13 protein-coding genes and 2 riboswitches are annotated in these 13,606 nt (G+C 70.7%); of the genes, 7 read left to right on the plus strand and 6 right to left on the minus strand.

The features are described from left to right. The first annotated feature begins 75 nt into the window (after window positions 1-75). From OG246_RS32410 to OG246_RS32425, 4 genes are all read left to right on the plus strand, one after another. A complete protein-coding gene (locus OG246_RS32410; RefSeq protein ID WP_266471523.1) occupies window positions 76-1,563 on the plus strand; it encodes an AlkA N-terminal domain-containing protein in 1,488 nt (495 codons plus the stop codon). Window positions 1,564-1,653: 90 nt separating this feature from the next. Beyond that, window positions 1,654-2,172, plus strand: a complete 519-nt coding sequence (locus OG246_RS32415) for a methylated-DNA--[protein]-cysteine S-methyltransferase (RefSeq protein WP_266471525.1) — start codon at window positions 1,654-1,656, stop codon at window positions 2,170-2,172. Next, window positions 2,169-2,915: a 2OG-Fe(II) oxygenase gene (locus OG246_RS32420; RefSeq protein ID WP_266471528.1), complete on the plus strand. Its 747-nt coding sequence runs from the start codon at window positions 2,169-2,171 to the stop codon at window positions 2,913-2,915. Before OG246_RS32415 ends, OG246_RS32420 begins: the two co-directional genes overlap by 4 nt. Window positions 2,916-3,127: 212 nt before the next feature. After that, the gene (locus OG246_RS32425) at window positions 3,128-3,583 is read left to right on the plus strand and encodes a GNAT family N-acetyltransferase (RefSeq protein WP_266471530.1); all 456 of its coding nucleotides are present in this window, start codon (window positions 3,128-3,130) and stop codon (window positions 3,581-3,583) included. Window positions 3,584-3,616: 33 nt separating this feature from the next. On the opposite strand, the gene OG246_RS32430 is transcribed toward OG246_RS32425, so the two are convergent. From OG246_RS32430 to OG246_RS42845, 5 genes are all read right to left on the minus strand, one after another. Next, window positions 3,617-4,744, minus strand: coding sequence for an LLM class flavin-dependent oxidoreductase (locus OG246_RS32430; RefSeq protein WP_266471532.1), 1,128 nt, complete (start codon window positions 4,742-4,744; stop codon window positions 3,617-3,619). Window positions 4,745-4,759: 15 nt separating this feature from the next. Beyond that, window positions 4,760-5,896 (minus strand): LLM class flavin-dependent oxidoreductase, encoded by a 1,137-nt coding sequence (locus OG246_RS32435; protein ID WP_266471534.1) that lies wholly within the window; start codon window positions 5,894-5,896, stop codon window positions 4,760-4,762. Continuing rightward, window positions 5,893-7,281 (minus strand): NtaA/DmoA family FMN-dependent monooxygenase, encoded by a 1,389-nt coding sequence (locus OG246_RS32440; protein WP_266471536.1) that lies wholly within the window; start codon window positions 7,279-7,281, stop codon window positions 5,893-5,895. The genes OG246_RS32435 and OG246_RS32440 overlap by 4 nt, the downstream gene beginning before the upstream one ends. Window positions 7,282-7,299: 18 nt before the next feature. Continuing rightward, the gene (locus OG246_RS32445) at window positions 7,300-8,559 is read right to left on the minus strand and encodes an LLM class flavin-dependent oxidoreductase (RefSeq protein WP_266471539.1); all 1,260 of its coding nucleotides are present in this window, start codon (window positions 8,557-8,559) and stop codon (window positions 7,300-7,302) included. Between the two features lie 77 nt (window positions 8,560-8,636). Next, complete coding sequence (locus tag OG246_RS42845) at window positions 8,637-8,753, minus strand: putative leader peptide (protein ID WP_323178354.1); 117 nt, start codon at window positions 8,751-8,753, stop codon at window positions 8,637-8,639. A gap of 45 nt (window positions 8,754-8,798) precedes the next feature. Beyond that, window positions 8,799-8,912: riboswitch (SAM riboswitch) on the minus strand. A gap of 216 nt (window positions 8,913-9,128) precedes the next feature. Continuing rightward, a riboswitch (SAM riboswitch) is annotated at window positions 9,129-9,274 on the plus strand. Window positions 9,275-9,310: 36 nt separating this feature from the next. Between OG246_RS42845 and OG246_RS42925 the strand changes: the two genes are divergently transcribed. Further along, window positions 9,311-9,376, plus strand: a complete 66-nt coding sequence (locus OG246_RS42925; RefSeq protein WP_353962418.1) for a putative leader peptide — start codon at window positions 9,311-9,313, stop codon at window positions 9,374-9,376. A 140-nt stretch (window positions 9,377-9,516) separates the two neighbouring features. After that, entirely contained in the window at window positions 9,517-10,251 is a 735-nt protein-coding gene (locus OG246_RS32450; protein WP_266471555.1) for a glutathione S-transferase C-terminal domain-containing protein, read from the plus strand. Between the two features lie 25 nt (window positions 10,252-10,276). Here the strand turns inward: OG246_RS32450 and OG246_RS32455 are convergent, their stop codons facing one another. Further along, a complete protein-coding gene (locus OG246_RS32455) occupies window positions 10,277-10,972 on the minus strand; it encodes a peptidoglycan-binding protein (protein WP_266471559.1) in 696 nt (231 codons plus the stop codon). A gap of 165 nt (window positions 10,973-11,137) precedes the next feature. Here OG246_RS32455 and OG246_RS32460 point away from each other — a divergent pair, with 165 nt between their 5' ends. After that, window positions 11,138-13,600: a polysaccharide lyase 8 family protein gene (locus OG246_RS32460; protein ID WP_266471562.1), complete on the plus strand. Its 2,463-nt coding sequence runs from the start codon at window positions 11,138-11,140 to the stop codon at window positions 13,598-13,600. Window positions 13,601-13,606: the final 6 nt, after the last annotated feature.

Genomic DNA, 13,606 nt, shown 5'->3' on the forward strand with positions numbered 1-13,606 from the left:
ACCGGCACCCACCTCCCCGAGCGTGATGTCCGATTTCCGCCAGCGCAGAGCCGCGTCCTGGCACACAGTGGAAGCGTGACGACCGACGACAGCAGGTACGAGGCGGTGTGCAGCCGCGATGGCCGGTTCGACGGTGAGTTCTTCTTCGCCGTGTCCACGACCGGGATCTACTGCCGCCCCAGTTGCCCGGCGACCACACCCAAGCGGCACAACGTGCGCTTCTTCCCGACCGCGGCCGCAGCGCAGGGCTCCGGGTTCCGGGCCTGCCGCCGCTGCCGCCCCGACGCGGTGCCCGGCTCGGCCGAGTGGAACGCCCGCGCTGATGTGGTGGGCCGTGCGATGCGGCTGATCGGCGACGGTGTCGTGGACCGCGAGGGCGTGGCCGGGCTCGCCGCGCGCCTGGGCTACAGCGCCCGGCAGGTACAGCGGCAGCTGAACGCCGAGGTGGGCGCCGGACCGATCGCGCTGGCGCGGGCGCAGCGGGCCCACACCGCGCGGATCCTGCTCCAGACCACGACCCTGCAGGCCGCCGAGATCGCCTTCGCGGCCGGCTTCGCCAGCGTGCGGCAGTTCAACGACACCGTCCGGGAGATCTACGCACTCACGCCCAGCGGGCTCCGCGCGGCGAAACCGGGGCGGTCCACACGCTACGGATCGGTCGGTACGGCGAACGGAGCGGGCGGGGTGCCCCTGCGGCTCGCCCACCGCGGCCCGTACGCGGCCGCCGAGGTGTTCGACCACCTGGGCGAGCGGGCCATCACGGGCGTCGAGGAGATCACCGGCGAACGCGGTGCGCGGACGTACCGACGGACCCTGCACCTGCCCCATGGCACGGGTGTCGCGGAGGTCGGCGAGGTGCTCGGCTCCGGCTGGCTCACGTGCCATCTGCACCTCGGCGATCTGCGCGACCTGACGACGGCGACCCAGCGCGTCCGGCGTCTGTTCGACCTGGACGCCGACCCGTACGCGGTCGGCGAGCGGCTGGGCGCCGATCCCGCGCTCGCGCCGCTGGTCGCGCTGCGCCCGGGGCTACGGGCCCCGGGTTCCGCCGATCCGCACGAGCTCGCCGTCCGCGCGGTACTCGGCCAGCAGGTCTCCGTGGCCGCCGGGCGGAAGCTCGGCAGCGCTCTGGTCGCCGCCTACGGGCAGCCTCTCGCCGTGCCCAGTGGCGGGCTCACGCATGTCTTCCCCACCGCCGACGCCCTGGCCGAGGCGTCACTCGGCGAGCTCGGCATGCCCGACGCGCGCCGCGACACCGTGCGTACGGTCGCCGGCGCGCTCGCCGACGGCACCGTGAGCCTCGACGCGGGCGCCGACCGCGACGAGGCCGAGAAGGCTCTGCTCGGCCTGCGCGGTGTCGGCCCCTGGACCGCCGGCTACATCCGGATGCGCGCCCTGGGCGACCCGGACGTACTCCTCACCGGCGACGTGGCGATCCGGGCCGGGATGCGCCACGCGGGCGCCGAGGCGGTCGACGCCGAAGCCTGGCGGCCCTGGCGGACGTACGCCATGCACTACTTCTGGAGCGCCGCCGCCGACCGGCGCCGACCCGCCGGGGCGTGACGTCCGAATCCCGCCGGCATCGGTGCCCGCGACACCTCATTGTTGGAGGTGGAAGAGATGGAAACGGAATCGGAAGAGAGGACATGACTGATGACGGTCTACACGACGATCGACAGCCCCCTGGGTGAACTCCTGCTCGTGGGCGAGGAGTCGGCCACGGCGAAGGGCGGCACGGCGCTCGCCTCGCTGTCGATGCCCGGCCAGAAATCCGGTGCGGTCGTCCAGGATGGCTGGGTCGAGGACGCGGACGCGTTCGTGGAGATCGTCTCCCAGCTGCGCTCCTATTTCGACGGCAGGCTGACCCACTTCGACATCGAGTACGTCGGCGGCGGCAGCGAGTTCCAGCAGCGGGTGTGGAAGGCCCTCGAGGTCATCCCGTACGGGACCACCCTCAGCTACGGCGAGATCGCCGCGCAGATCGGCGCGTCGAGAGCTGCGGTGCGTGCCGTGGGTACGGCGATCGGCGCGAATCCGCTCCTTGTCGTGCGCCCCTGCCACCGCGTGATCGGCGCGAACGGCGCGCTCACCGGCTACGCGGGCGGGCTGGAGCGCAAGCAGCGGCTCCTGGAGCTGGAGAACGTGCTTCCGGCCGCTCTCCCGTCGTCATGACCGGCACAAGGCGGGCGGCGGTAGTGCACCCGGTCAGCCGCGTGGCAGATCGCGTCGGGGCCGGTGACTGGGACGCGTTGGCCGCCGAGCTCGACGAACACGGCAGCGCGCTCACCGGTCCGTTGCTGTCGCCCGACGAGTGCCACGAGATCGCCGCCCTGTACGACGACACCGACCGCTTCCGTACGACCGTCGACATGGCCAGGCACCGCTTCGGCTCCGGCCAGTACCGCTACTTCACCCACGAACTGCCGGTTGCAGTAAGGGAGTTGCGCGAGGCGTTCTACCCGCGTCTGCTGCCGATCGCCCGCGACTGGGCCGGCAGGCTCGGACAACCGGCGCCCTGGCCCGACCGCCTGGAGGAGTGGGTGGCGATGTGCCATGCGGCCGGGCAGGCCAAGTCCGCGCAGATCCTGCTGCGTTACGGGCCCGGCGACTGGAACGCCCTGCACCGCGACGTGTTCGGCGAGATGCTCTTCCCGCTCCAGGTCGTCGTCGGCCTCGACGCCCCCGGAGTGGACTTCACCGGCGGCGAGTTCATCATGACGGAGCAGCGTCCGCGTGCGCAGTCCCGCGCTTCCTCCACGACCCTGCCGCAGGGGCACGGCCTGGTCTTCACGACCCGCGACCGGCCGGTGGCCTCCAAGCGCGGCTGGTCGACCGGCCCGATGCGGCACGGGGTGAGCACCGTCCGCTCCGGGCGCCGTCACACGCTGGGCCTCGTCTTCCACGACGCCGCCTGACCTCACCTTTCGGCTCGGCCGCGAATCCGGCTCGCGGCTTGCGAACGCGGTGTTTCCGTTCTGCGAACAGGCAGCCGCAGCCGAAGACATGGGCTGACCGCCGGTGTGAGCATGTGCGCATGCTCCAGGGAGAAGATCACGCGGCCGGGCTCTCAGCCCACACCCGTTCACAAGGAACCGTCATACCCCTGCCGCCCACAACTGTCCGCTGGGTGACCGAGGACTGGGACGCCCCGGCTCCGGCCCTGCTCCGCGAACAGATGTCCGCCGAGCTGGCGCCGCGCTACGCACCGGTCGCCCACCGCCGTGTACGCCCGCCCCAGCCGACGGCCGAGGAGATCGTCGTCACCTGGGTCGCGTACGCGGACGGCGTCCCGGTGGCCACCGCCTCGCTGCGCAGGCTGCCCGACCGGCACGAGGTGAAGCGGGTGTTCGTCCATCCCGGTCACCGCGGCCGGGGTCTCGCCCGAGCGGCGCTCCGGGCGGTGGAGTCTTCCGCGCTCGGGCTCGGTGTCGGGCGGTTGTGGCTGCAGACGGGCGAGTTCCAGCCGGAGGCCCAGGCGCTCTACGCACGGGAGGGCTGGCAGCGGGTGCGGCCGTACGCTCCGTACGACCGCAACCCGTTCAGCATCTGCTTCACCAAAACGCTGCAGCCTCTGTCCCGTTGACGTGCACGCGGACCCCGCAGCCTGGGGCCCGCGTCACCTGCGCTGCCACTCCTTGGCCAGCAGCTCGTAGGAGCGCACCCGGTCGGCATGGCCGTGGGTGATGGTGGTGATCAGCAACTCGTCGGCGGCGGTGGCTTCCTGGAGTTGTTCCAGCTGGTCGGCGACCCGGCCCGGGGAGCCCACGAACTGGGTGTCGAGGCGGTCCTGGACCAGCGCCCGGTCCGCTTCGGTCCAGACGTGGGCGCGGGCCTCGTCGGGGGTGGGGAACTCGATCGCGCCCTCCGCCGTGCGGATGCTGCGAACCCAGGGGCCGTAGCCGGCGGCGAGTTCGCGGGCGGTGTCGTCGTCCTCGGCGACAACGACATCGGCGGAGACGCTGACATAGGGCTTGTCGAGTACGTCGGAGGGCTGGAACGCGGCACGGTAACCTTCCGCCGCCTCCAGTACCGTCGCCGGGCTGACGTGGTAGTTCGCCGCGAACCGCAGGCCGTTCCGGCCCGCGACGTCGGCGCTCAGTCCCCCACTGCTGCCCAGGATCCACACCTGTACGTCGGCGCCCTCGCCGGGGACGGCATGCGCCTCGATGCCGTCCGCGGAGCGGTAGGTGCCCGCCAGCAGCGCGAGGACGTCGTCGATCTGCTCGCCGTAGTCCTGCGACTCGGCGTTCGGCTGCTGGAGCAGCTTGCGCTGGAGCGCGATGCGGGGTGAGCCGAGCAGGTACTCGAAGGAGAACCGCGGTGGGATCCGCAGCCCGTTCGGGGCAAGGCCGTCGACGACCGGGGTGGCGGTCGGCAGCGGCGTGGCGGGCCCACCGGGCGGGCGCCCGCCGGAGCGACCGAGCCCCAGATCGAGGCGCCCGGGGTACAGCGCGTCGATCAGCCCGAACTCCTCGACCGTGGAGAGCGCGGTGCGGTGACCGAGCTGTACGGCCCCGGAGCCGAGCCGGATCGTCGAGGTCGCGGAGGCGGTCAGGGCGAGGACGACCGCCGGTGAGGTGCCGGCCACGCCCGGGTTGAGATGGTGCTCGGCGAACCAGTAGCGGGCGTACCCGAATTGCTCGGTCCGCCGGGCCAGGTCGATGGAGTTTCGCAGCGCGTCGGCGGCGGTGGAGCCGGACGGGATCGGGACGAGGTCGAGTACGCCGAGGGGGATGTCGGACATGGGAATCGGTCCTCCTCAGCGGTCGACGGGCTCAGGGACGGACGCGCGCTCTGGTGCATCCGTGACCGGCGGACCGGACGTCGCCGCCGACGGCTCGGCGAACACCGGCCCCCACGCGAACGGCGGGTCCGCAATCTCCCGCCGCAGCACGGGCGCGATGTCGGACTGGAAGAGTTCGAGTGAGGCGCGATGCTGGGCACCGGTCAGCCCGCTCGCGTCCGCGTGCAGGTGCAGCACGGTGTGCCCGAACTGCTCGTGGTAGCGGTGCACCTTCTCGATCACCTGCTGCGGGCTGCCGATGAGCGCCGAGCTGCGCTCCACGAAGTCCTCCAGGGTCGGGAACACGGGCTCCAGGCCCAGCCTCTTCTGGAATGCCAACTGCCCCTCGAAGACCGGCCGGTAGGCGGCGATCGCCTCCTGCGACGTACGGGCCGCGTAGTAGCCCGCCGTCCCGGCGCCGACCGCGATCCTCGCCGGATCGTGGCCGTGGAACTCCCAGCGCTCACGGTAGTAGCGGATCAACTCGGCATACGGCTCGATGGGGTTGGTGACGTTCGCCGAGAACAGCGGGTCGCCGTAGCGAGCGGCGAGATCCACCGACTCCTTGCTGGTCGCGCTGCCGTGCCAGACCCGGATCGGCTGCTGGAACGGCCGGGGCCACACCTCCGCCTCGCTGAGCTCGGGGCGGAAGCGGGTCGCGGCGGTCACCTTGTCCTGCCGCCAGAGCTGCCGGAACACCTCGTAACTCTCGGCGTTGCGGTCCCACTGGTCCTCGGGCGTGACGTGGAACAGCTCCCGCTGGGCGGTGCCGTTGCCCTTGCCGATGATCAACTCCAGCCGTCCGCCGGAGAGATGGTCCAGGGTCGCGTAGTCCTCGTACGCGCGCACCGGGTCGAGGAGGCTGAGCGTGGTGACCGCGGTGAACAGCCGGATCCGGGAGGTGAGCGCGGCGATGTGGCTGAGGACGACGGGCGGCGAGGAGGAGATGAACGGCCGCTCGTGCCGCTCCCCCACACCGAAGCCGTCGAAGCCCAACTCCTCGGCAAGGAGCGCGTTGTCGATGACCTCCCGGAAACGCTCGTTGGTCGGTTTCTTCAGGCCGGTCACCGGGTCCGGCGCGTGCACGATCAGGGTGATGGCGAGGAACTTCATGACGCGGCTCGTTCGGCCGGCGCCTCGGCGTCGGGGTGGGCCAGGCCGAGGTGGTCGCGCAGGGTGGTGCCCTCGTACTCCGTGCGGAAGACACCGCGCTCCTGGAGCAGCGGGACTACGGTGTCGGCGAAGCCGTCGAGGCCGCCCGGCGTGATGTGCGGGACGAGGATGAAGCCGTCGCTCGCGTCCGCCTGGACGAAGTCGTTGATGGTCTCGGCGACGGTGGCCGGGGAGCCGATGAACGCCTGGCGGTTGCCTGTCTCGATGACGAGATCGCGGATGGACCACTTGTTGGCGGCCGCGCGCTCCCGCCACTCGCGGGCGGTGGCCAGCGGGTCGCGGTACATCCGCACCTGGGCGCGCCCCCGGGCGATGGTGTGCTCGCCGAGGTCCGGATCGATGTCGGGAAGCGGGCCTTCCGGGTCGTACGCGGACAGGTCGCGGTTCCACACGAACTCGAGGTGCTTGATGGCGGTGGCGCCGCTCACCTGCAGGCGCCGCACCTCGCGGGAGATCTCCTCCGCCTCGGCGTCCGTGTCACCGAGGACGAAGGTCGCGGCGGGCAGGATCAGCAGCTGGTCGTGGGTGCGGCCGTGGCGGGCCAGGCGCCCCTTGACGTCCGTGTAGAACGCCTGTCCTTCCTTGAGAGTGCTGTACCGGCTGAAGATCGCGTCCGCGCCGGCGGCGGCGAACTCGCGTCCATCCTCGGAGTCTCCGGCCTGGAAGACGACCGGGCGGCCCTGCGGACTGCGCGGCACGTTGAACTGCCCCTCGATGTCGAAGTGCTGTCCCTTGTGCACGAAGGCCCCGGCCTTCGCGTCCCGCAGGAAGGTGCCGCTCGCCTGGTCGGCGACGATCTCGTCCCCGTGCCAGGAGTCGAACAGTTCATTGGCGGTGGCCAGGAACTCCTTGGCCCTGGAGTACCGCTCCTCCTGCGGGAGGAAGCCGCCGCGGCGGAAGTTCTCGCCGGTGAAGGCGTCCCAGGAGGTGACGACGTTCCAGGCGGCGCGCCCGCCGGAGAGGTGGTCGAGGCTCGCGAACTGGCGGGCCACCTCGTAGGGCTCGTTGAACGTGGAGTTGATGGTGCCGGTCAGGCCGAGGTGTTCGGTGACGGCGGCGAGCGCGCTGAGGACGGTGAAGGTGTCGGGCCGTCCGACGACGTCCAAGTCGTAGATCTTGCCGCCCTGTTCACGCAGCCGCAGGCCTTCGGCGAGGAACAGGAAGTCGAACTTGGCGCGTTCGGCGGTCCGCGCGAAGTGCGCGAAGGAGCTGAACTCGATGTGGCTGCCGGCCTCGGGGTCGCTCCACACGGTGGTGTTGTTGACGCCGGGGAAGTGCGCCGCGAGGTGGATCTGCTTGAGCGGCTTGCTCGTTGACTTGCTCATGAGTTGGGTCCCTCCGGCTCAGGCGTGGGCGGCGGCGTAGCGGTTGGCGGGGCGGGCGAGGCCCAGCAGTCCGCGCAGGGTGTCGGCCTCGTACGAGTGCCGGAAGGCGTCGCGGCGCTGGAGTTCGGGTACCAGTCCCCGGGTGATCGCCGGGAGGTCGTGGCCGGCGACGGCGGGACGCAGCCGGAAGCCGGTCAGTCCGGCCTGCTGCAACTCCTGGAGCAGGTCGGCGAGTTGCACAGGGGTACCCGTGAACACCTTCGCGTCGCTGGTGTACGGGTAGCCCGCGAGGGCATCGAGACGCTCCTTACGGGCCACGGCCGCGGCGGGGTCGTTGTCCAGGAACACCACCAGGTCACCGAAGAGGTGCAACGGCTCCTCGGCGCGTCCGGCCGCTTCCTGTTCGGTGCGGACCGCGGCGACGATGGCACGCGCCTCATCGACGTCGTGCGGAGTGACGTATCCGATGTCGGTGCTGCGACCGAGCAGCCGGAAGGGCGCGCCCGTCGTGGACTCATGGGCCAGTGCGGTGACCAGGGGCTGACCCTGCGGCGGACGGGGCGTGATCGAGGGGCCCTTGACGCTGAAGTGCTTGCCCTCGAAGTCGATGTAGTGCAGTTTGTCGCGGTCGACGAAGCGGCCGGTGGCGACGTCCCGGATCTCCGCGTCGTCCTCCCAGCTGTCCCACAGCCGGCGCACCGCCTCAACGTAGTCGGCGGCCTCGTCGAAGAGGTCGACGATCAACTCCCGCAGGGCCGGGGTCTCCAGGTCCTCGATACGGAGCTTCGGGAACGAACGGCGTCCGAAGTGCGCGGCCTCGTGTCGCCGCGCGGACGCCTGGACCCGCAGTCCCGCGCGGCCGGTGCTCACATAGTCGAGGGTGGCGATGGCCTTGGAGATATGGAACGGCTCCGTGTGTGTGGCCACCACGGTCGGCACCAGTCCTATATGGCTGGTCAACGGCGCGACGCGGGCGGCGATGAGGACGGCGTCGAGTCGGCCGCGTACCTGGTCGGTGCGTCCGTCCGGTTCGCTTAGGCGCGCGGACTGGGGGCCGAGCCCGTCCTCGATGGTCACGAAGTCCAGCAGGCCGCGTTCGGCCTCGCTGACCAGATCGGTCCAGTACGAGGCGGTGAACAGTTCGTCGGGGCGGGCCACCGGTTCGCGCCAGGCGGCCGGGTGCCAGCCCGCGCTGTCGAGAGCGACGGCGAGGTGCAGTGCGGCGGAAGAAGGGGAGGAGGGAGGGGTGGGAGAGGGCAGCGAGGATGACGACGACACGACTGGGTGCCTTCCTGATCGACCGTATGAGATCACCGGGCCCTCGGGATCGGAGGGTGCGGCGGCGAGGTGACAGGTCAGGGACGACAGAGCGCGCCGGCCACGCGCTGAAGGTCGATGTGCGGCCGGGAGTACAGGTGCACGCGGCGGCGCGGGGCGAGAACCATGACACGGAGGCGGGGCACAGTCTGCACGTCCGTCACCTCCGCCCTTTCGGCTCGGCGGACTGGAGACCGCCGGCGTCGCGCTTGCGGAACCCGGGACGGGCACCGCCTGGTCGTCACCTGGAGCACCCCGCCGCGAAGGAGGGTTGCCGGTCAGCAAGCCAGGGCTTGACGCTGACGCTCATAACCTGCTGGGGACGTTACGGGAGGCCACAGCGGTGCGCAATGCCCGGAGATCATGGTCGTTCTCACATCGCCGTGCCTCCCCGGAAGGGTCAACCACCCTGCCGCGCAATCTGTTCCACCCCGCGACGCCGGCCTGAGGCGCGCCCGGTGACCACCTGGTGAGACTGCGCCGGAGGCCTTCTTGACGGCCTCACGGAGCGCACCGACACTGACGAGGACGGTCACGATTGTCAGCGCCCCTCGGGCAGGTTTCCTCTGCCCGTACGGTTATCGGCCCCGGCCCGCTGGCAGGCAACCCTTCCACCGCGACGGGGTGCCCCGGGTGACGACCGGGTTCCGCCGGTGCGGCGGGACAAGCGTGGTCTCGCGTCTCGCGAGCCCCGAGTGTGGGACCGGTGGGAATGACCAAGAGCGGTTTGACGAGGCGCCTGCACATCGATCTGTTGCGGGTCTCCAGCGCCTACTAGTCCGAGCGGTACGGACCGGTACGCAGCGCAGTCACTCCGTTCCGCCGCGGTGCCCACAAGGCGACCGTGGCCTCCTCGTCCCAGGGAGAGTCATGTCCGAGACCCTGTCCTCGCACGTCTCAAACACCGGAACGTCCCGCGTGTGTACCCCAACCACGTGCGCCCCCAGCCCACTTGACGCGATCCCGCACCCCCGGATCACCGCCACGCCCGCCACGCGCCAGCACCGCTTCCGCAGCCGCATCGGCGTCGGTCTCGCCGGCGGCTTCTACCCGGCCCCGCACCGCTACGAGTTGTATCTGTCCGCGCACTGTCCCCTCTCGCTGCGCGTCTCCATCACGCTCGACCTGCTGGGCCTCAAGGACTCCGTCGCCACCACGCTCCTGGCGCTCCCCGCCGACACTCCCCGCGCGTTCTCCTCGTTGCGCAGCGCGTACGAGGCAACCTGGCACCACTACGACGGTCCGCTGACCGCGCCCGCGCTGTGCGACCGGTGGAGCGGACGCGTCGTCAGCAATCACACGCCCGATATCCTGCGCGACCTCGCCGACCTCCTCACCGACCGGGCCGGATCCTGCCACTGCCCGCTTCGCCCGTCGGCCCTCGCCGCCGACATCGACGCCCTGCGCGACCTCCTCGACCGGGATGTCACCCCCGGCGCGCCGCCGGAGAGGCGGTCGACGGCCCTCGACCTGCTGGACCGTCAACTCGCCTCCGGCCCCTATGCGTTGGGCGAAGAACTCACCGCGGCGGATGTGGACCTCTGGGTCGCCCTCGCCCCTCTCGAAGCGGCCGGCGACCTGTCCTCGTACGCATTCCTCCAGGACTATGTGCGACGCCTCGACGCCCACCCGGCCTTCCGACGGCATCTGTGATCGGACTGCCGGGCAGGGCCTCTCGTCACGTACGGGATTCCAGGGCGGCCCGGGTGTCGTTGCCGTAGACGCCCGTCTCGTCGCCCCGGATCCCGTACCAGAGCTGGAAGCGGGCCACGGCGGCGGTGAGCGTGGGGTCGTAGGTGCCGCTCGTGGTGCCGTCGGCGTACACGTCCGGGATGTCGAGGAGCCGCTGCTGGAGCTCCGTCACCTCCGTGCCGCTGTCTCCCTCCCGAAGGGTGCCCGCGCCGTCCGGGTCGGCGGCTCCGGAAGGGGGCTGGGCGACGGGTGCCGTGGCGGACGGGACGGCACCGGACTGCGATTCGGCGTCCGCGTCGCCGCCGGGCAGCAGAAGTGCCAGGGCGAATCCGGTCAGTGCGGCTGCCGCCACTCCGACGACCACCGCGGCTCGGCGCAGACCCTTGTCGCGCCCGTCGTCATGCCTGAATTCACGCCCAAGCGGTGCGGCGCCCTTGGCCTCCGCCCCACCGGTGTAGTCCTCGCCGACCAGGACGGGCGGCAGTTCCTCCGTCTCGCCCTCCTGCGCCCGAGGTAAGGCGATCGACTCGTATCTTTCCTCCACGTCCGCGCTCTGCTGGTCCTCACGGAACTCCCTCAGCAGTTCGGCGAGGGCCTCCGTCCGGCGGCGGCGCTGGACATACGTGGGTTCGAGCGCCGGGCGGCGCACAGGCTGCCCCCCGCGTTCGGGCGGTGTCGACACACTGCTCTCCTTCCGTGCGCGCGGTCTCCCGCCATCCCCGTGAAGAGATACGGAGGCACCGGCTCGGGAGTTCAGCCGAACACCACATCACCGCAAGCGATCGATACGCTCAATTCATCAACAGGTATTGAGCGTTTGAGCGATCCCGTGCTAGAAACCGCCGTCATGACGACTCGTTGGTCACGCCGTGGTTTCCTCGCCGCCGGCAGCGGTACCGCCCTCGCGCTCGGGGTGCACACCACCGCCGGCGCCGCTCCCCTCACCTCCACCGAGATCACCTCCACCGAGATCTCCGCCGCCGCGGACGAGTTCGCGAGCCTGCGCGCGAAATGGCGCACCCTGATCCTCGGCGAGGGCTTCAGCCCCACAGCCGAACCCTTCAAGACCCGGCTCAGCGAACTGGGCACCACCGTAGGCCAGTTGCAGGCCACCATGGCGCCCACGTCCGGCTCACTGTGGCCGGACCTCGGCTACGCCGATCCTGAACCGGACACCGACCAGGAGTCGTACGGCTACTCCGGCAACCTCAACGCCAGTTACAACCGGCTCAACACGCTCGCCCAGGCGTACACGCAGCAGGGCACCGGACTCACCGGCGACACCGGTCTCAGGGACGACATCCTCACCGGGCTCGACCACCTCTACTCCGAGGTCTACAACGAGACCCAGGTCCGCTACGGCAACTGGTACAGCTGGCAGATCGGCGCGCCGCAGGCGCTGCTCGACGTGTGCGTCCTGATGTACGACCAGTTGTCGGCCGCGCAGCTCACCGACTACCTCAACGCGGTGGACCACTTCGTACCGGACTCGGCGGTCTCCTCCTACACCGGCACGAGCACCGGCGCCAACCGGGTCGACCTGTGCCGGGTCCTTGCGCTGCGGGGCGTCGTCGGCGCGAGCTCCGCGAAGGTCGCGCTGGCCCGGGACGCGCTCTCCCCCGTCTTCCCTTACGTGAGCGGCGGGGACGGGCTCTACACCGACGGCTCGTTCATCCAGCACACCACCGTGCCCTACACCGGTTCCTACGGTTCGGTGATGCTGGGCGGCCTCGGCATGCTCTTCGCGCTGCTCACCGGATCCACCTGGGAAGTCACCGACTCCAACCGGCAGATCGTCTTCGACGCGGTGGAGAACGCCTGGGCGCCCTTCCTCTACAACGGGCTCGTCATGGACGGCGTCTCCGGGCGGGCGGTCAGCCGCGGTCTGTCCGCGTCCGACGCCAAGCAGATCCAGCAGGACGACCATCTGCGCGGCCATCCGATCCTCGCCGCGATCGTGCTGCTCGGGCAGGGCGCGAGCAACACGGAGAACGCCCGGTGGCGTGGCCTGGTGAAGGGCTGGATGCAGCGCGACTACTACAGCCCGCCCATGAGCAACCCCTCCATCGGGCTCACAAGTCTCGCCCGCCTCAAGGGAGTTCAGGACGACACCACGGTCTCCGCCGTCGCCGAGCCCACCGGGCACCGGCTGTTCACCAACATGTCCCGGGCCACGCACCGCCGCCCCGGCTGGGCCGCGTCGATCAGCATGGCCGACCGCCGGATCACGTACTACGAGACCGGCAACGGAGAGAACCTGCACGGCTGGCACACCGGTTCCGGAATGCTCTATTGGTGGGGCGACACGTTCGGCAACGGCCAGTACAGCGACGCCTTCTGGCCCACCGTCGACCCCTACCGGCTGCCCGGCACCACCGCCTCGCGCAAGGTGCTCGCGGACGCGGCGGGCGGTGACTGGGGCGCCTCCCTGCCGGACGTGAACTGGGTCGGCGGCGCCACGGACGGTCAGCGGGCCGCGATCGGCCAGTACCTCAAGGGCCTGCAGAGCACCCTGCTGGCGAAGAAGTCGTGGTTCTGCCTGGACGACTCGATCGTCTGTCTCGGCGCCGGCATCAAATGCACGGACGGTACGGCGGTCGAGTCGACGATCGAGAACCGCAACCTCGGGCCCACCGGCAGCACCCCCTTCCAGGTCGACGGCGTCACCAAGCCGGCCAGCTACCCGTGGTCGGAGACGCTCACCGGCGCGACGTGGGCGCACATCGGCGGGCACGGAGGGTACGTCTTCCCCGGCGGAGCGACCTTCACGGCGCTGCGCGACGCCCGCGACGGCAAGTGGAGCGCCATCAACACGGGTGGCGCCACCACGGTCCTGAACCGCAAGTACCTGACGATGTACGTCGACCACGGCACCAACCCGACCGGCGGCTCGTACGCCTATCTGCTCATGCCGGGCGCGACCGCCGCCCAGACGCAGACGCGTGCCGCCGCCACGAGCTGGCTGACCGTCCTCGCCAACACGGACAGCCAGCAGGGCGTCAGCGTCCCCTCACTCGGCTTCACCGGGGTCAACTTCTGGTTCGGCGGTACGGTCGGCGATCTCACCGCGAGCAATCCGTGCGCCGTGATGATCAGCGAGAAGAGCGACGGCACGGCGGTCATCTGCGTCAGCGACCCGATGCGCATGCAGACCGGCCTCACCCTCACCTGGAACAGGGCCGTCGCCTCGGTGACCGCCAAGCCGTCGACCGTCACCTCGGCGACCACGGGCTCCGCCCTGACGCTCACCTTCGGCAACCTCAGCACCACCGCGGGCGTCACCCAGAAGATCACCGTCAAGCTCGGCTGAAAGACC

The sequence above is a fragment of the Streptomyces sp. NBC_00620 genome, assembly GCF_026341825.1.
Taxonomy (GTDB): domain Bacteria; phylum Actinomycetota; class Actinomycetes; order Streptomycetales; family Streptomycetaceae; genus Streptomyces.

Coding starts and splice junctions, on each gene's coding strand:
- OG246_RS32415 (WP_266471525.1), top strand. CDS start 1,654: ATGACGGTCTACACGACGATCGACAGCCCCCTGGGTGAACTCCTGCTC.
- OG246_RS32420 (WP_266471528.1), top strand. CDS start 2,169: ATGACCGGCACAAGGCGGGCGGCGGTAGTGCACCCGGTCAGCCGCGTG.
- OG246_RS32430 (WP_266471532.1), bottom strand. CDS start 4,744: ATGTCCGACATCCCCCTCGGCGTACTCGACCTCGTCCCGATCCCGTCC.
- OG246_RS32435 (WP_266471534.1), bottom strand. CDS start 5,896: ATGAAGTTCCTCGCCATCACCCTGATCGTGCACGCGCCGGACCCGGTG.
- OG246_RS32440 (WP_266471536.1), bottom strand. CDS start 7,281: ATGAGCAAGTCAACGAGCAAGCCGCTCAAGCAGATCCACCTCGCGGCG.
- OG246_RS32460 (WP_266471562.1), top strand. CDS start 11,138: ATGACGACTCGTTGGTCACGCCGTGGTTTCCTCGCCGCCGGCAGCGGT.